The sequence below is a fragment of the Xanthomonas sp. WHRI 7945 genome (assembly GCF_035026585.1).
Window position 1 is genome coordinate 188960 of record NZ_JAYIQP010000004.1, and the last position, 16788, is coordinate 205747.

The 16788-nt window shown below is 69.2% G+C and carries 13 protein-coding genes; 8 read left to right on the forward strand and 5 right to left on the reverse strand.

Features of this window, described 5'->3' with window-relative positions:
• Nucleotides 1-96: 96 nt before the first annotated feature.
• From VDQ83_RS05220 to azu, 5 genes are all read left to right on the forward strand, one after another.
• Nucleotides 97-1695: an FAD-dependent oxidoreductase gene (locus VDQ83_RS05220; RefSeq protein ID WP_455434113.1), complete on the forward strand. Its 1599-nt coding sequence runs from the start codon at nt 97-99 to the stop codon at nt 1693-1695.
• A gap of 17 nt (nt 1696-1712) precedes the next feature.
• Nucleotides 1713-2120: a c-type cytochrome gene (locus tag VDQ83_RS05225; protein ID WP_455434146.1), complete on the forward strand. Its 408-nt coding sequence runs from the start codon at nt 1713-1715 to the stop codon at nt 2118-2120.
• A 44-nt stretch (nt 2121-2164) separates the two neighbouring features.
• Nucleotides 2165-2674 carry a RidA family protein gene (locus VDQ83_RS05230; protein ID WP_455434114.1) on the forward strand — a complete coding sequence of 170 codons (510 nt, stop codon included), beginning with the start codon at nt 2165-2167 and terminating at the stop codon, nt 2672-2674.
• A 130-nt stretch (nt 2675-2804) separates the two neighbouring features.
• Complete coding sequence (locus VDQ83_RS05235) at nt 2805-3995, forward strand: pyridoxal phosphate-dependent aminotransferase (RefSeq protein WP_455434115.1); 1191 nt, start codon at nt 2805-2807, stop codon at nt 3993-3995.
• A gap of 284 nt (nt 3996-4279) precedes the next feature.
• Nucleotides 4280-4720 carry an azurin gene (azu, locus tag VDQ83_RS05240; protein WP_286038028.1) on the forward strand — a complete coding sequence of 147 codons (441 nt, stop codon included), beginning with the start codon at nt 4280-4282 and terminating at the stop codon, nt 4718-4720.
• 202 nt (nt 4721-4922) lie between these two features.
• Here azu and VDQ83_RS05245 read toward each other — a convergent pair whose 3' ends face one another.
• A complete protein-coding gene (locus VDQ83_RS05245; protein ID WP_455434116.1) occupies nt 4923-7697 on the reverse strand; it encodes a LuxR C-terminal-related transcriptional regulator in 2775 nt (924 codons plus the stop codon).
• A 221-nt stretch (nt 7698-7918) separates the two neighbouring features.
• On the reverse strand, nt 7919-9211 hold the full coding sequence (gene hemL / locus VDQ83_RS05250; protein ID WP_455434117.1) for a glutamate-1-semialdehyde 2,1-aminomutase: 1293 nt from the start codon (nt 9209-9211) through the stop codon (nt 7919-7921).
• A 314-nt stretch (nt 9212-9525) separates the two neighbouring features.
• Here hemL and VDQ83_RS05255 point away from each other — a divergent pair, with 314 nt between their 5' ends.
• Nucleotides 9526-12693 (forward strand): TonB-dependent receptor, encoded by a 3168-nt coding sequence (locus VDQ83_RS05255; RefSeq protein WP_263395613.1) that lies wholly within the window; start codon nt 9526-9528, stop codon nt 12691-12693.
• 102 nt (nt 12694-12795) lie between these two features.
• Entirely contained in the window at nt 12796-14037 is a 1242-nt protein-coding gene (locus VDQ83_RS05260; RefSeq protein ID WP_309914357.1) for a dipeptidase, read from the forward strand.
• A 127-nt stretch (nt 14038-14164) separates the two neighbouring features.
• Here the strand turns inward: VDQ83_RS05260 and thiE are convergent, their stop codons facing one another.
• A complete protein-coding gene (thiE, locus tag VDQ83_RS05265; RefSeq protein WP_455434118.1) occupies nt 14165-14797 on the reverse strand; it encodes a thiamine phosphate synthase in 633 nt (210 codons plus the stop codon).
• On the opposite strand from thiE, the gene VDQ83_RS05270 reads away from it, so the two are divergent.
• Entirely contained in the window at nt 14788-15063 is a 276-nt protein-coding gene (locus tag VDQ83_RS05270; RefSeq protein ID WP_455434119.1) for a rubredoxin, read from the forward strand. The genes thiE and VDQ83_RS05270 overlap by 10 nt on opposite strands.
• Before the next feature lie 213 nt (nt 15064-15276).
• Here the strand turns inward: VDQ83_RS05270 and VDQ83_RS05275 are convergent, their stop codons facing one another.
• Both VDQ83_RS05275 and VDQ83_RS05280 read right to left on the reverse strand, forming a co-directional pair.
• On the reverse strand, nt 15277-16191 hold the full coding sequence (locus tag VDQ83_RS05275; protein WP_455434147.1) for a SirB1 family protein: 915 nt from the start codon (nt 16189-16191) through the stop codon (nt 15277-15279).
• A gap of 38 nt (nt 16192-16229) precedes the next feature.
• The gene (locus VDQ83_RS05280; RefSeq protein WP_309914368.1) at nt 16230-16679 is read right to left on the reverse strand and encodes a DUF192 domain-containing protein; all 450 of its coding nucleotides are present in this window, start codon (nt 16677-16679) and stop codon (nt 16230-16232) included.
• Nucleotides 16680-16788 lie beyond the last annotated feature (109 nt).

The window sequence follows — 16788 nt, forward strand, 5'->3', positions numbered from 1 at the left end:
CCCTACCCGCTCCATCGCGACCTACCCGCCGCACGCGGCCTGCGCCGCCGTCGCGGCGGCTATGGTCGATCCGCACTCCGTGAGGCGATGTCGACGATGCAAGCAACCACCAGGGGCGCCATGACCCGCCGCCAATTGCTCGCCAGGATCGGCCTGGCCGGCGGCGGCGCGATGATGTACCAGGCGATGCACAGCCTGGGCCTGGCCGCCGAATCGCGCTTCGGCGGCGTGCCGCGGCTGGACGGCGATGCCAAGGGCGCGTCGGTGCTGGTGCTCGGCGCCGGCCTGGCCGGGCTGACCGCGGCCTACGAGCTGCGCAAGGCCGGCTATCGTGTGCAGGTGCTCGAGTACAACGCGCGTCCCGGCGGCCGCAACTGGACGCTGCGCGGCGGCGATCGCTACACCGAGCTGGGCGGCTTCGAGCAGCAGTGCGGGTTCGACGAGGGCATGTACCTCAATCCCGGCCCGTGGCGCATCCCGCACCATCACAAGGCGGTGTTGTCCTACTGCAAGCAGTTCGGGGTGGCGCTGGAACCGTTCGTGCAGGTCAACTTCAACGCGTTGCTGCACAGCCGCGCCGGATTCGGCGGCAAGCCGCAGCGCTTCCGCGACATCGACGCCGACTACAAGGGGCACGTGGCCGAACTGCTGGCCAAGAGCACCCGGCAGGGCGCGCTGGATGCGCAGGTGCAGCGCGAGGACCGGGAGATCCTGCTCGAGTCGCTGCGCAACTGGGGCGCGCTGGACAAGGACTTCGGCTACGTCAGGGGTCGCGAGAGCAGCGAGCGCCGCGGCTTCGCCCGATATCCCGGCGGCGGGCTGTCCGGCAAACCGGAATTTTCCGAACCGTTCACCGCCCAGGACATCCTGCGCTCGCGGCTGTGGACCACGCTGGCGGCGGGCAACAACTACGAGATGCAGACCGCGATGTTCCAGCCGGTCGGCGGCATGGATCAGATCGGCAAGGCGTTTGCGCGCGAGCTCGGCGATGCGATCCGCTACAACGCGCGGGTCACCCGCATCGACCAGGACGCGCACGGGGTCAGCGTCGCCTACCAGGACGGCAACGGCGCCGAGCAGCTGGCGAAAGCCGATTGGTGCGTGTGCACGATCCCGCTGTCGATCCTCAGCCGCATTCCGCTGGCGGTGGGCGAGAAGATGGCCGCGGCGATCGGCCAGGTGCCGTACGCGGCGTCGGTGAAGGTGGGGCTGCAGTTCAAGCGCCGCTTCTGGGAAGAGGACGAGGCGATCTACGGCGGCATCAGCTACACCGACCTGCCGATCACCCTGATCAGCTATCCGAGCACCGGCTTCCAGAGCGCCGGCAAGGGCGTGCTGCTCGGCGCCTACGTGTGGGGACTGGAGGCGTTCGAGTTCACCTCGATGACCCCGCAGCAACGCGTGGCCAAGGCGGTGGAGTACGGCACGCAACTGCATCCGCAGTATCCGCGCGAATTCGACAACGGCATCGCCGTGGGCTGGCACCGGGTGCCGTTCACCCACGGCTGCTTCGGCATGTGGAGCGACGCGGCGCGCGCCGAGCACTACGAGAACCTGTGCCAGATCGATGGCCGGATCGCCCTCGCCGGCGAACACGCCTCGTACATTCCGGCCTGGCAGGAAGGGGCCATCACCTCGGCGCTGGATGCGATCGAGCGCCTGCATCGCCGTGCCGTCAACGGAGCCCACGCATGAAGCTCGACCGTCACTGGATGCTCGCTGCGGCGGCCGCCGCCGGGGTGCTGGCGCTGATGCTGCCGCCGGCGATCGGCCCGGTCGCGGCGCAGAGTTCCGACGCCACCCCGCTGTATCCGCAGGCCACCTTCGCCACCGCCTCCGGCGCCACCGTGTACGCGGCGATCTGCCAGGGCTGCCACATGCCGGGCGGACAGGGCGCGCGCGGCGGCGGCGAATATCCGGCGCTGGCCGGCAACCCCAAGGTGGCCGCGGCGCCATATGTGGCGATGATGGTGCTCGACGGCCGCGGCGGCATGCCCGGTTTCGGTGGCATGCTCAACGACCGGCAGGTCGCCGAGGTCGTGCACTACGTGCGCAGCGAGTTCGGCAATGATTATCCGGGCAAGCTCAGCGCCGACGAGGTGCGCACCTTGCGGCACTGAGCCGTCACCGCTCCATTCCCTTTTTCGATCGCGAGGAATTCCGCATGCGCCGTTCGTCCGTTTCCCGCTCGCTCCGTGCCGGCCTGTGCGCCGCGCTGTGGCTGCCCGCCCTGGCTAGCGCCGCCGAGATCGTGCGCCACAAGATCCCCAACAGCGACTTCCCGATTTCCGCGGCGGTGGAGATTCCGGCCGGCAAGACCACGGTCTATCTGAGCGGCGCGGTGCCGCGGCCGATCGACCCCGCCGCGCCGAAAGATTCTCCCGCCGCCTACGGCGACACCAAGGCGCAGACCATCAGCGTGCTGTCGCAGATCAAGACGCAGTTGGAAGGCATGGGCCTGGGCATGCGCGACGTGGTCAAGATGCAGGCGTTCCTGGTCGGCGATCCGGCGCTGGACGGGAAGATGGATTTCGCCGGTTTCATGGAGGGCTACCGGCAGTTCTTCGGCACTCCCGAGCAGCCCAACCTGCCGTCGCGCTCGGCGTTCCAGATCGCCGCGCTGGGCAATCCGCTGTACCGCATCGAGATCGAAGTCGTCGCGGTGCGTCCGTAGCGCCTGTCGGCAATGCGGCCGGCCGCGTGGCCGTGTCCGGTGCTGGGGCGGTCGTGCGTGGCCACGCCAGGCCGGCTTGTCCAAATCGCGTTGGCACCCCCTTTTCCACCATGTTTTCGAGGAATCCGCCATGCAACGACCGTCGCGTTCGCGCCGCACGTTTCTCAAGGAATCGGCGCTCGTCGCCGCGGCCGGCTTCGGCGCGCCGTGGCTGGCGCAGGCCGCGCCCGGCGCGGCGCAAGCGGCCCGCGCCGAGCTGGCGCCAGTGCTGATCAACGCCAACGAATATCCCGGCGGGCCGTCGCCGGCCGCGCAGCGCGCGATCGCCGCGATCGCGTCCAGCGGCGGACGCTACCTGGGCGAGCTGCAACTGGAATTGCTGCAGACCCTCGCCGACCAGCTCGGCGTCGGCATCGATCACCTGATGGCCTATGCCGGCTCCACCGAGCCGCTGGACTACGCCATGCTGGCGTTCACTTCGCCCAGCGCGTCGCTGGTCACCGCCGACCCTACCTTCGAATCCGGCTGGCGCGCCGCTGCGCGCAACGGCGCCAAGGTGATCAAGGTGCCGCTGCGCAAGGACGACGCACACGACGTGCAGGCGATGTGCGCCGCCGACGCCAACGCCGGGGTGATCTACATCTGCAACCCGAACAATCCCACCGGTTCGGTGACGGCGCGCAAGGACCTGGACTACGCGCTGGCGCACAAGCCCAAGGGCAGCGTGCTGGTGGTGGACGAGGCGTACCTGCATTTCTCCGACAGCGCCAGCAGCATGGTCGATCGCGTCGCCGCCGGCGACGATGTGATCGTGCTGCGCACCTTCTCCAAGCTCTACGGCATGGCCGGGATCCGCCTGGGCTATGCGGTGGCGCGGCCGGACTTGCTGGCCAAGCTGAAGTTCTACAGCGTCAACAGCCTGCCGGTGACCGCGGTCGCCGCCGGCCTGGCCAGCCTGCGCGATCCGGCGCTGGTGCCGCAGCGGCGCGCGCTCAACAGCGCCATCCGCAACGACGTGGTGCGCTGGCTCGGCGCGCAGGGCCATGCGTGTACCGCCTCGGAAAGCAATTGCTTCATGGTCGACGTGAAACGCCCGGCGAAGGAGTTCATGGATGCGATGGCGACCCATGGCGTGTTCGTCGGCCGCAGCTGGGCGTTGTGGCCGAACCGCTCGCGCATCACCATCGGCACCGCGCCGGAGATGGCGCGGTTCAAGCACGTGTTCGCGCAGGTGGCGGCCGGCAAGCGCGGGCCGTTGCCGGTGCCGGCGCCGAGGATGGCGCTGTACGATCCATTGCACGCATTCTTCTGCAGCGCTTAAAACGTGTCCTGCATTCGGGCGGACCCCATCCACGTGACCGCTGCTGCGCGGGATTGCGCGCTGCGCGCGTGCTCCGTATGCGCGAGCGCGGCGGGATCCGCCTAGGAAAGGACGACACTGCCCGCTGCGCCGATGCTGCAGTGCACGAGCGATCGTCGTTGACAAACATTTGTGCAAAGGCAGACAGTCTTGGCGACGTCGCTGCACGCGCGTCGCATCGGTGGCGAGGTTGCTCGCGCTTGCCGTTCCCACTGTCCAAGGAGTCCGTCTTGAAAGCGAAGTTCCTGTCTCCCCTGTTGGTCCTTGCCGCGCTCGCGTTCGCGCCGGCCGCCTGGGCCAAGACCTGCGCGGTGACCATCACCGGCACCGACCAGATGTCCTTCGACCAGACCCAGATCAAGGTCGCCGCCGACTGCACCGAAGTGGCGTTGACGCTCAAGCACAGCGGCAAGCTCGCCGCCGCGGTGATGGGCCACAACTGGGTGCTGACCAAGACCGCGGACTTCCAGGCGGTGGCCAATGCCGGCACCAGCTCCAGCCTGGCCGACAACTATCTGCCCAAGGGCGATGCGCGGATCATCGCGCATACCAAGGTGATCGGTGCCGGGCAGTCGGACACGGTCAAGTTCTCCACCGCCAAGCTGAGCAAGGGCGGCGACTACACGTTCTTCTGCTCGTTCCCCGGGCACTGGGCGATGATGAAGGGCAAGTTCGTGTTCGGCTGAGCGGCCGCAGTTGCGCTGCAGGTTGCGATCAGCGATCTGCAGAGCCTTTCGAACATGATGGCGCCGCAGGCTTCGGCCTGCGTCAGCGCCGACTCAACCTGTGGGAGCGACTTCAGTCGCGACGGGCTTTCTCGGTAACGCCTGTCGCGACTGAAGTCGCTCCCACAAAATAGCGACCACTCTCGCGATTGCGAGATCGCACTCAGTCCAGTGCGGCATCCGGCGGTGCCATGCGCTGCAGCAGGCCGCGTTGCAGCGCGCTGGCCAGCGCGGCTTCGCGGGTGCCGGCTTCCAGCTTGCGGTACAGGTTCTTCAGGTGGAACTTGACCGTGTTCTCCGACAACGCCAGGCGTCGCGCGATCTGCTTGTTCGCGGCGCCCTGCGCCAGCAGCGCCAGCACTTCCAGTTCGCGTTCGCTGAACAGCTCGGCAGCGCTGTCCTGGCCGTGGCGCAGCTTGTCGAGCAGGGTCTGGATGGTCATGGCCAGGGTCGTGTTCGGCGCCGCTTGCGGATCCTGCTGGCGTGCCATGCGCAGCAACGCCTTGCCCGGCACGCCCAGTTCCAGCAGGCATTGCCAGGCCTGGGTGCTGGCGACGTGCTGCAGCGTGTGGCGCAGGTAGGGCAGGGCCGCGGCGGACTCGCCGCGGTCGTGCAGCACCAGCGCGATGCGCGCACGCGCGCGCGCCAGATGCACGCGGTTGTCGGCGGCCACGCATGCCGCCTCCACGCCCTGCAGCACCGCCAGCGCGGCGCGGGTGCGGCCGCCCAGACGATGCCAGCGGGCCAGGGCGAAGCCGAGCGCGGCCAGGAAACGCCAATCCTGCGGCTGGCTCAGCGCGTGCGCGAAACGCGCCTCGCCGCCGGCGCGCGCGACCAGCACGTCGATCGCCGCCGAGGGCGGCTGGTCGAGCAGCACGTGCAGCCGCCAGGCCAGCGCCAGGTCGGCGAGCCGGCCCAGGTGCCGCGCATGCGCGATGCGGTCGATGTGGTCGAGCAGGTCCAGCGCGGCGCGGCCGCTGCGGTCGTGCTGCCGCGCCAGCACCAGCGCGGTCTCGTAGCCGGCGGCGTACACGTCCAGCCAGCCGTCGTGCTGCTCGAGGAAGCCCAGCGCCGGTTGCAGGCAGTCGGCGGCGTCGTCGTAACGGCCGTGCTCGCATTGCAGTTGCGCCAGCAGGCATTGGCCCACCGCCTGCAGGGTGGGGTCGAGCTGTTGCTGGCGCTGGGCGATGGCCAGCGCCTGGCGGCAGATGGCCTCGGCCCGCTCCAGTTGGCCGCGGTAGTAGTGGCTCTGCGCCAGATGGATCAGCGCATAGCTGGCGCCGACCTCGCTGCCGCTGGCCTGCATCGCGGTGCCGGCCAGCTGCGCATAGCGTTCGGCGGCGGCGAAATCGGCGCGGCCCAGCGCGGTGGTGGCGCAGATGCACCACAGGGTGCCGCGGCCCAGATGGTCGTCCTCGTCCAGCGCCGCCGCCTGCGCGGCGATCTGCGCCTGCCCGCGCGGGTTGGCGCAGACCTGGTCGAGCAGATCGCGCAGCAGCGCCACCACCACCGTGTAGTCGCGCTCGAACGGCGCGCGCACCGGCTCGGGAAAATCGCGGAAGCGTTCCAGCAGGGTCTGCGCATGCGCGAATTCGCCCAGCTTCATGTGCAGGTAGGCCTGGGTCAGGTTCAGCGCCGGCCGTTCGCCGATGCTGCTGCGCGGGAACCGGCGCAGCAGCGCGCGCACCGACGCGGTGCCGTGGCGCAGCAGCAGCTGCCAGGTGCCGGCGCGGGCGATGCAGTCGGCGGCGCTGTCGATCGCGCCGCCGCGCACCGCATGCCGTACCGCTTCGGGCAACTGTCCGTGCGCATCGAACCAGCGTGCGGCGCGCCGGTGCAGCTGCGGCGCCAGCCCGGGCGTGTCGCGCTCCAACTGCTGATACAGGTAATCGGCGAACAGCGGATGGAAGCGGAACCATTCGTGCTCGCCGTCCAGCGCCACCAGCAGGCCCTGGAAGTGCGCCAGCCGCTCCAGCAGGCGGCCGCTGTCGTCGCGTTCGCGCACCGCGTCGGCGAGCGCGGCGTTGAACCGCTCCAGCGGCGAGAGTTGCAGCAGGAACGCGCGCAACGCCGGGTCCAGGTCGTTGAGCACCTGTTCGGCCAGGTAGGCCGCCAGCTCGGCGGTGCGCCCGGAGAAGCGGCCGAGGTCGTCGCGGCGTTGTTCGTCGCCGCCCAGCCATAGTCCGGCCAGTTGCAGCGCGACCGCCCAGCCTTCGGTCTGCCGGCGCAGCTGGCGGGCGGTCGCGGCCGGCACGTGCGGTCCCAGCAGCGCGAATGTCTCGGCTTCGTCCAGCGCCAGTTCGCGCGCACCGATGCGTTCCAATTGGCCCTGCAGTGCCCAGCGCGCCAGCGGCAGCGCCGGCGCGCGCCGCGTCGCCAGCAGCAGGTGCAGCTGGCCGCCGGCATGTTCGACCAGCCGTGTCACCGCGTCGTCGAGCGCGGCGGCATGGCCGCGGTCGTAGTCGTCGAGGATGACCAGCAGGCGGCGCGGCGCGGCGCGGATCGCGCGGATCAGGCCGGGCAGGGTGGCGGCCACGTCCAGGTCCTGGCCCTGCTGCTGCAGCGCGGCCTGCAGCGGCGCGCCCAGTTCGACGCCGGCGCCGCGCGCGGCCAGCGCAAGGTAGGCGAGGAAGCGTCCGGGATCGGCATCGTCCTCGTCCAGCGACAGCCACGCCACTGCGGCGTCGCCGCGTTCGCGCAGGCGCTGGTGCCATTGCCCGAGCACGGTGGTCTTGCCGAAGCCGGGCGGCGCCAGCAGCAGGGTCAGCGGCAGTTCGGCGGCGCGGTCCAGGCGCTGCAGCAACGCTTCGCGCGCCACCGCCGCCACGCGCGAGCGCGGCGGCGCCAGTTTGTCGGCCAGCACCCAGTCGGGCACGGCAGGGCTGTCGTGCCCGGCTGGCGAGGAACGCGGATTCAACAGCGTGACAGGCTTGAGCATGTCGCCAGGAAGTGTCTGCAGCTGTCGCCCTTGCGCCCTCTGGCGGTTCGGGTGACGGTACGGAACCGGGCACGTGCCGGCCTGCCGCGCAGAGCGCGGAAAGCTCGCGTGCCGCGTGATTCCACGGGCCCCCGCCCTGACGCCGTCCGTTGGCCTTGAATGTCGAACTTATGACACGGCCGCAACAAAAGCAAAGTCGCGACCGGGTGCTCGGTTTTCGCTCAGCCGGCGGCGGCCACGGCGAATGCCTCGCGCGCCGCGGCCAACGTCGCCTCGATCACGGCCTCGTCGTGGGCGCTGGACAGGAAGCCGGCCTCGTACGCCGACGGCGCCAGGAACACGCCGCGCGCGAGCATGGCGTGGAAGAAGCGGTTGAATGCGGCGGTGTCGCAGGCGGTGGCCTGGGCGTAGGTCTCCACTTTCTCGGTCGTGAAGAACAGGCCGAACATCGCCCCGACCTGGTTGGTGGTGACCGCCACGCCGGCGGCCGCGGCGGCCTGTTCCAGCCCGGCGCACAGCGCGGCGGTGGCCGCGTCCAGGCGCTGGTGGAAGCCCGGTGCCTGCACCAGTTCCAGCATCGCCAGGCCGGCGGCCATCGCCACCGGATTGCCGCTGAGCGTGCCGGCCTGGTAGATCGGCCCGGAAGGGGCGATCTGCCGCATCAGGTCGGCGCGGCCGCCGTAGGCGCCGACCGGCATGCCGCCGCCGATGATCTTGCCGAAGGTGGTCAGGTCCGGGACCACGCCGTAGTGCGCCTGCGCGCCGCCCAGCGCCACCCGGAAACCGGTCATCACCTCGTCGAAGATCAGCAGCGCGCCGTGGCGCGTGCACAGGTCGCGCAGGTGCTGCAGGTAGCCTGCGCGCGGCGGGATGCAGTTGGCGTTGCCGACCACCGGCTCGATGATCACTGCGGCGATCTCGCCGCCGATCTCGTCGAACAGCGCGGTGGCACCCTCGACGTCGTTGTAGCTCAGCGTGGCGGTCAGCTCGCTCAGGCCCGCTGGTACGCCCGGCGAGGTCGGCACGCCCAGGGTCAGCATGCCGCTGCCGGCCTTGACCAGGAACGAGTCGCCGTGGCCGTGGTAGCAGCCCTCGAACTTGACGATGCGGCTGCGTCCGGTGGCGCCGCGCGCCAGCCGCACCGCCGACAGCGTGGCCTCGGTGCCGGAGTTGACCATGCGCACCATTTCGCACGAGGGCACCAGCCGGGTGATGGTTTCGGCCATCGTCACCTCGGCCGCGCAGGGCGCGCCGAACGACAGGCCGTTGCCGATCGCGCGCTGCACCGCCTCGCGCACCGCCGGGTGGTTGTGCCCGGCGATCATCGGGCCCCACGAGCCGACGTAGTCGATGTAGCGGTTGCCGTCCACGTCGTACAGGTAGGGGCCGTCGGCGCGCTGCACGAAGAACGGTTCGCCGCCCACCGACTTGAAGGCGCGGACCGGCGAATTGACGCCGCCGGGGATCAGCGACTGCGCCTGGCTGAAGAGGGCGTGCGAGCGGGAATGGTTCATGGGCGAAAAATCCTTGGCGATGCTGGCCGGGCCGAGTGGGCCGGGCGCGGAGCGATGCCGCCTATTGTCGCGGCTCCCGCCTGCACGTGCCATGTCGCCTACCCGCCGGCTGCGCACCTACCCGTCGCGGGTGGGTCCACGACGTGATGGGCTGCCTAGTATCGAAGCGGCCAGGGGACGCACGACCCGATCGCCAATCGGCATCGGCCATGCATCGGGCAGGTTTTTTCCAGAGTGCCGGGACGGATCGCCGCCCGGCGTCGCGCTGGGTCTCGTTGGGCCGTCAACGACTTTCACATCTTCGGGGAGAGAGCATGAATCGATTGATCCGCAAGAGCGCCCTGGCGCTCGCGCTGACCGCCGCCGTCGGCGGCGCCTTTGCACAGTCCACCACCGGCAGCATTGCCGGCAGCGTCGCCGAAGGCGCCAACCAGACCGTGCTGGTGGAGAACAACAGCGGGTTCAGTCGCGAGGTGCCGGTGGACGCGCGTGGCCGCTATCAGGCCGGCAACCTGCCGCTGGGCACCTACAAGGTGACGGTCAAACGCGACGGTGCGGTGGTGCAGACCCGCGAGAACGTCAGCATCACCGTCGGCGCGAGCACCGACGTGTCGTTCTCTGCGGCCGGTGTGCAGACCCTGGAAGGCGTGACCGTGAACGCGTCGGGGTTGTCGCCCATCGACGTGAGCAGCGTGGACACGCGCACCGTGATCACCGCCGAACAACTGCAGCAGCTGCCGTTGGGACGCACCGCCGAAGCCATCGCGCTGTTGGCGCCTGGCGTGGTCGTCAACAGCGGCGGCTTCGACAACGGCCCGCTCGGCGGCTCGCTGCCCAGCTTCGGCGGATCGGCGGCCAGCGAGAACGCCTATTATCTCAACGGCTTCAACACCACCACCGCCAGCAACAGCCTGGGCGGGCTGACCCTGCCGTATGGCGCCATCGATCAGCAGGAAATCTTCACCGGCGGCTACGGCGCGCAGTACGGCCGCTCCAACGGCGGGGTGATCAACCAGATCGGCAAGCGCGGCAGCAACGAATGGAAGTTCGGCGCGGCGGTGATCTGGGAGCCGAACGGCCTCAAGGCCAACCAGCGCGATCTGTACTGGCGTCCCGACAGCCAGGGCAGCAGCGTGAACAACGCCGCCTACCGGTACGCACGCTCGGCCAACGGCCTGTACCAGCCGCAGAGCGAGGCCGAAGCCAGCCAGACCACGTACAGCGCCTACATCGGCGGCCCCATCGTCCAGGACAAGCTGTTCTTCTTCCTGGCCGCGGAGAAGGTGGATTCCGACGGCGTGCGCACGGTCTCCAATCGCGATTCGGACAACGGCCGCACCGGCGGCCTGACCGACTACGACTACGAACAGAAGCGCTGGTACGCCAAGCTGGACTGGTACATCACCGACAACCACCTGCTGGAGGTGACCGGCGCCAGCGACGAAGCCGAAACCCAAGGTTCCATCTACCGCTACGACTACGTCAATCGCGAGCGCGGCAGCTACCTCACCGACGAGTCCACGTGGAAGACTGGGCCGACGCTGTTCTCCGGAAAATACACCGGCTACTTCGGCGACAACATCACCCTGACCGCGCTGTACGGCAAGATGAAGACCCCGGACGAGCTGACCCCCTACAACTACGACGCCGGCAACGGGCCGGTGATCATCAGCGCGGCGCTGCAGAACCCTGCCTACGTCGGCGGCGCGCCGATCGTCGGCCGGCAGCTGGTCACCTCGGTGAGTTCGCCGGACCGCGAATACGAGAAGGACAACCAGCGGCTGAACCTGGAATGGCGCGTGGGCAAGCACACGCTCAACTTCGGCATCGACAACCAGAAGTCCAAGGGCACGGACGTGGGGTCGATCCTGTCAGGCCCCGGCTATTCGTGGACGTACGGCCAGACCAGCGATCCGCTCGGCCTGCAGACCGGCGGTCTGGTGAGCCAGTCGGCGAACGAGGCCGGCGGCGTCGGCGCGCCGAGTCCGGGCCTGGTGGATCCGGTCTACGGGGCGCAGGGCTATTACGTCATCCGTACCGTCAACACCAGCCTCTATTCCTACGAAGCCAAGCAGCGCGCGTACTACATCGAAGACAAATGGCAGGTCACCGACAACCTGCTGCTCAGCCTCGGGCTGCGCAAGGACGAGTTCACCAACTACACCCCGTTCGGCGCCGCCTACATCGATGTCGACGACGCCTGGGCGCCGCGGCTGGGTTTCAGTTGGGACGTCAACGGCGATTCCAGCCTGAAGGTGTTCGGCAGCGTCGGCCGCTACTATCTGGGCCTGCCTTTGTCGCCGGTCGGGTTGTTCACGCCGGCGATCAACACCGACACCTACTTCACCTACAGCGGCGTCAATGCCGATGGCACGCCGGTCCTCGCCCAGCAGCTGGGCTCTGCGGTGTCGGCCAACTCGCGCTTCGGCCGCGTCGCCGACGTGCGCACGGCGGTGGCCAAGGACATCGAGGGCGAGAACCAGGACGAGATCATCCTGGGCTTCACCAAGCAGCTGGAGAGCGGCTGGGTGTTCGGGTTCCGCGGCACCCATCGCCGCCTGAACGCCGGTATCGACGACCAGAACTACGACGTCTCCAACACCGCGCTGATCGAGGCCGCCGCCGCGCAGGGTGTCACCATCGACTGGTCGAAAGTCTCCGGCGCGGCGCTGATCAATCCCGGGCAGACCAACACCTGGGGCGTGATCGGCACCGACGGGCAGTTCCATGAGGTGTCGGTGAGCCGCCAGGCGGCGGGTTTCCCGGAGTTCAAGCGCAACTACTCGGCGCTTGAATTCAATCTGGAGCGTCCGTTCGACGGCAAGTGGTATGCGAAGGCCAACTACGTGTGGTCGCACAGCTACGGCACCACCGAAGGCCAGGTGCGCTCGGACCTGTGGCGCACCGGCGGCGCGCTGGGCAGCTACCAGGGCCAGGCCTCGGTCTCCACCACGCAGAGCTGGGACCATGCGGCGTTGATGGAGCACTTCAACGGCGATCAATCCAACGATCACCGCCATCAGCTGAAGCTGCTGGGTTTCTACCAGTTCACGCCGCAGTGGGGCGCATCGGCCAATTTCAGCCTGATCTCGGGCGCGCCGCGCAACTGCCTGGGCAACTACTACGGCGACAACTACCCCGGCAGGGACCCGGCCGGATATGGCGGCAGCGCGATCACCGGTGGTCCTTACCACTTCTGCTACAACGCCGAAACCGGCACCGGCGAACCGTCGCCTCCGGGCTCGCAGGGGCGCCTGGGCTGGATCGCCCAGCTCGACCTGGGCGTGACCTACAAGCCTGCGTTCGCCAGCGGCAAGCTGGCGTTGCGATTGGACGTGTTCAACGTGACCAACGAGCAGACCGCGACCAATATCTATCCGTTCTCGCAGCTTCCCGACAACAGCACGAACCCGCTGTGGGACCAGGTAGTAGCGTATCAAGCGCCGCGCTCGGGCCGGGTCACGCTCAGCTACGACTTCTGATCCACGCACCGGCCCGCCGCGCGGCGGGCCGGACCCTTTTCCCCCTGGCGAAGGCACCGGCGCGGACCGCCGATGCCCGCGCTGCGTACGAACGGATACCCGATGCCCAAACTCCGTCCTTTGCTGCTGCTGTTGTGCCTGGCCTGCTGCTGCGGCGACCTGCCGGCCGCCGACGGGCTGTCGCGCGCGCGTGCGCTGCATGCGCGCTTCCCGGTGCTGGACACGCACCTGGATACGCCGGCCAATCTCGCGCGCCCCGGCTGGAACATCCTCGACCACCACCACTACGATGAAGACGGCACCCAGGTCGACTATCCGCGCATGCTCGAAGGCGGCCTGGACGGCGGCTTCTGGGTGATCTACACGGCGCAGGGCGAACGCAGCGACGCGGGCAATCGCCAGGCGCGCGACTTCGGCCTGCAGCGCCTGGCGCAGATCCGCGAGATGGTCGCCGCCCACCCGGACAAATTCGAACTGGCCACCGCGCCCGGGGATGCGGCCAGGATCAAGGCCGCCGGCAGGCGCTCGGTCTACATCAGCATCGAGAACGCCTCGCCGCTGGCCGCCGATCCGACGCTGCTGAGCGCCTACTACCGGCTCGGCGTGCGCATGCTCGGGCTGGTGCATACCAGCAACAACGACTTCGCCGATTCCTCCACCGACAGCAAGGGGCCGCAGTGGCATGGGCTCAGCCCGAAGGGCAGGGCGCTGGTGGCGCAGGCCAACCGCCTGGGCATCGTGCTCGACCAGTCGCACGCCTCCGACGCGGTGTTCGACCAACTGCTGGAACTGTCCACCGCCCCCATCATCCTGTCGCACACCGCGTCAGGCGAGCTCAATGCACATCCGCGCAACATCGACGACGCACGCATCCGCAAGCTGGCGGCCAAGGGCGGCGTGATCCAGGTCAATTCGCTGTCCGGCTACCTGATCCCGGGCAACCGCGATCCCGCCTATGGCGAGGAACTGCGCGCGCTGTTCGCCGGCTACGGCGGACGCCAGGCGATCAAGCCCGCGCAGTACCGCGAGGTGATGGCCAAGCGCAAGGCGCTGGACGCCAAATACGGCGTCGCGCGCGCCACCTTCGACGACTACATGAAGCACATCCTGCACATCCTCGAGGTCGCCGGTCCCGACCATGTCGGCCTGGGCGCGGACTGGGACGGCGGTGGCGGCGTGGCCGGGCTGGAGGACGTCTCGCAACTGCCGCGAATCACCGAGCGCCTGCTGCAGGCCGGCTACAGCGAACGACAGATCGCCAACATCTGGGGCGGCAACCTGCTGCGGCTGCTCGAGCGGGTGCAGGCGCAGGCCGACCCGGCCGCGATCGCCGAACTGAAGTGAACCGGCAGGGCGCCGGCGCAGCGGCGCGGCCCGGCGCGAGGAGTGCGCCCACCGTGCGTGGCCGATGCGCCCGGACCGATGGCATGAGGTCGCCGCGCCTTCAGGCACCGCCCTCCGTGGACACCGGCTAGCGCAGTTCCGGAAAGCACGCGCGATACGCCCGCAGCGCGGCGAGCGGGTCGGGCGCCGAACAGACGCCGCTGATGACCGCGAGCAGGTCGGCACCGGCGGCGATCGCCGGGCCGCAGTTGTCCGGGGTCAAGCCGCCGATGGCCACGCGCGGCACGCCCAGGTCCGCGGCGGCGGCCAGCAGCGCCGGCGTGGCCCGCGCGGTGGTGGCTTTGCTGAGGCTGGGGAAGAACGCGCCGAAGGCGACGTAGCTGGCGCCGGCGGCGACCGCGGCCCGGGCCAGCGCCAGGTCCGCGTAGCATGACGCGCCGATCAGCGCATCGGGGCCGAGCGCCGCGCGCGCGGCGGCCAAGTCGCCGTCGTCCTCGCCCAGATGCACGCCGGCCGCGCCCACCGCCAGCGCCAGGTCGACATCGTCGTTGACGATCAGCGGCACCCCGGCCTGCGCGCACAGCGCCTGCAGCGCCGTCGCCTGGGCCAGGCGCTGCGCCGCGTCGGCACGCTTGTTGCGGTACTGCAGCCAGGTCGGGCCGTGGCCGAGCAGCGGCGCCACGCGCGCCAGCAGGCGTTCGCCGTCGGCGTCGTCGGGCGTGATCAGGTAGATGCCACGGGGCGGCGGTGATGCATTCATGGAGGAGCCTTCCGGTGCGCAGGCGAGGGTGGGACAATGCCGCTCCGCCCAGCCTGCAGATCCGCGATTATCCGATGAGCGACGTCACTGCCACCACCTACCGCGCCTGGATGTGCGTCGTCTGCGGCTTCATCTACAAGGAAATCGACGGCTTGCCGGAAGAAGGCATCGCCCCCGGCACCCGCTGGGAAGACGTGCCCGATACCTGGACCTGCCCGGATTGCGGCGTGACCAAGGACGATTTCGAGATGGTGGAGATGGATTGAAGGCCGGGATTGGGGAGTCGGGATTGGGGATTCGCAAAAGCCGGTTCGGCGATGGCTGCAGATTCGCCGCATCCTGTGGGATGCGGTTCAACTCCGACCTGATTCATTGGCATGCGCCGGAGCTAAAGCCACTCCTACAGGCGAAGCAAATCGCCGGGTAACCGCTGAGGCCGCTTTAGCGAATCCCCAATCCCGACTCCCCAATCCCAGCCCTCAATGCATCCGCTGCGCCCGCGCGCTCAGTTCCACCAGGCGTTCGCGGATCGGCAGCGCGTCGTTGGCTTCCGGGTTCAGTTGCAGGTAGCGGCCCAGGTCGCGGCGCGCGCCGGGGACGTAGTCCATCTGCAGGTAGGCCAGGCCGCGGTCGCGCAGGGCTTCGGGCTGGTCGGGCATCAGCTTGAGCACGCGGTCGGCGCTGCGCGCGGCGCGGTCCCATTCGTCGCGTTCGGCGTAGACGCCGTGCAGGTTGCGCAGCACCCGGGTCAGGATCGCGCGGTGCGGTGCCGGGTCGAGGATCTGCAGCAGCGCGCGGTCGTCCGGGGTCTCGCCGCCCAGGTGCGGACGGGCGCGTTCGCGCAGTTCCTCCACCGCCAGCGGGCGGCCGCCGTTGAACGGGTCCATCACCAGCAGGCCGTCGTCCACCGGCAGGCGCACCAGGAAGTGCCCGGGGAAGGACACGCCGTCGAGCGGGATGTCCAGCCGCCGCGCCACTTCCATCTGCACCAGCGCCAGCGAGATGGGATTGCCCAGGCGGCGCTCGAACACCTGGTTCATGTAGCTGTTGCGCGGGTCGTAGTACTCGTCGTGGTTGCCGCTGTAGCCGAGTTCTTCGAACAGGTGGCGATTGATCGCGGCCATCTTCAGCGGCCACGGTTCGATCATCGCCACCTCGTGGCGCAGGTGCTCGGCGTGGTTCTGCGCCAGCGTGTCGTAGTGCTCGGCATCCAGCTCCGGATACTCGTCGCGGGCGATCAGCAGCGCGGTGGCCATCAGTGGCAGCGCGTCGTCGTCCAGCGCGGCCAGGGTATTCCAGCTCGGCAATGTCAGTCGGTCCACCATGGACCAAGACTGGCCGCAAAGTGCGGCGCGATCAAGTCCGGAAGTTCCCGACAGCGGTGTCGGGTTCAGCGCCACGACGGTGGCGCTTTTCCCCACGTCGGCGCGGTTCAGCGCGCCTTGGGGATGCCGGGGCCGAAGCTCAGTTCGGCGCCGTTCTGCAGCTTGATCTGCGCGGCCTGGCCGGCGTTGAGTTCCAGCACGTAACGCGCCGGCGCGTTGCTCGGATAGGGCGGGCAGGCGTTGCCGGCCGAGCACGGCGGCACGTCGCGCTGCTGCGCCACCAGCTTGCGCTGGTTGTCGAAGTAGAGGATGTCCAGCGCGATCTTGGTGTTCTTCATCCAGTACGCCTGCGGCTCCTCGCGGTCGTGGATGAACAGCATGCCGTGGTCGGCGTCCATCTGCTCGCGGAACATCAGCCCGCGCGCGCGGGTCGCATCGTCCTGGGCCAGCTCGACCTGGTAACGGTGCCCGGCCAGTTCCACCCAGGTGCCGCCGGCGCTGGCGCAGCCGCTGAGGGTCAGCAGGACGAGGACGGACAGGGCGCGAAACAGGGACATGGCGTTGCCGGGAAGGTGGGATCAGCGCGCACCTTGTTGCATGGTGCTTGGCGAGTCAATAGGGCCGGGATTCGGGATTGGGGATTCGCAACAGCGGATCCGGAGGCCG

Coding starts and splice junctions, on each gene's coding strand:
- VDQ83_RS05230 (WP_455434114.1), top strand. CDS start 2,165: ATGCGCCGTTCGTCCGTTTCCCGCTCGCTCCGTGCCGGCCTGTGCGCC.
- VDQ83_RS05235 (WP_455434115.1), top strand. CDS start 2,805: ATGCAACGACCGTCGCGTTCGCGCCGCACGTTTCTCAAGGAATCGGCG.
- VDQ83_RS05225 (WP_455434146.1), top strand. CDS start 1,713: ATGCTCGCTGCGGCGGCCGCCGCCGGGGTGCTGGCGCTGATGCTGCCG.
- VDQ83_RS05255 (WP_263395613.1), top strand. CDS start 9,526: ATGAATCGATTGATCCGCAAGAGCGCCCTGGCGCTCGCGCTGACCGCC.
- VDQ83_RS05220 (WP_455434113.1), top strand. CDS start 97: ATGCAAGCAACCACCAGGGGCGCCATGACCCGCCGCCAATTGCTCGCC.
- VDQ83_RS05245 (WP_455434116.1), bottom strand. CDS start 7,697: ATGCTCAAGCCTGTCACGCTGTTGAATCCGCGTTCCTCGCCAGCCGGG.
- VDQ83_RS05270 (WP_455434119.1), top strand. CDS start 14,788: ATGCATTCATGGAGGAGCCTTCCGGTGCGCAGGCGAGGGTGGGACAAT.
- VDQ83_RS05280 (WP_309914368.1), bottom strand. CDS start 16,679: ATGTCCCTGTTTCGCGCCCTGTCCGTCCTCGTCCTGCTGACCCTCAGC.
- thiE (WP_455434118.1), bottom strand. CDS start 14,797: ATGAATGCATCACCGCCGCCCCGTGGCATCTACCTGATCACGCCCGAC.
- hemL (WP_455434117.1), bottom strand. CDS start 9,211: ATGAACCATTCCCGCTCGCACGCCCTCTTCAGCCAGGCGCAGTCGCTG.
- VDQ83_RS05260 (WP_309914357.1), top strand. CDS start 12,796: ATGCCCAAACTCCGTCCTTTGCTGCTGCTGTTGTGCCTGGCCTGCTGC.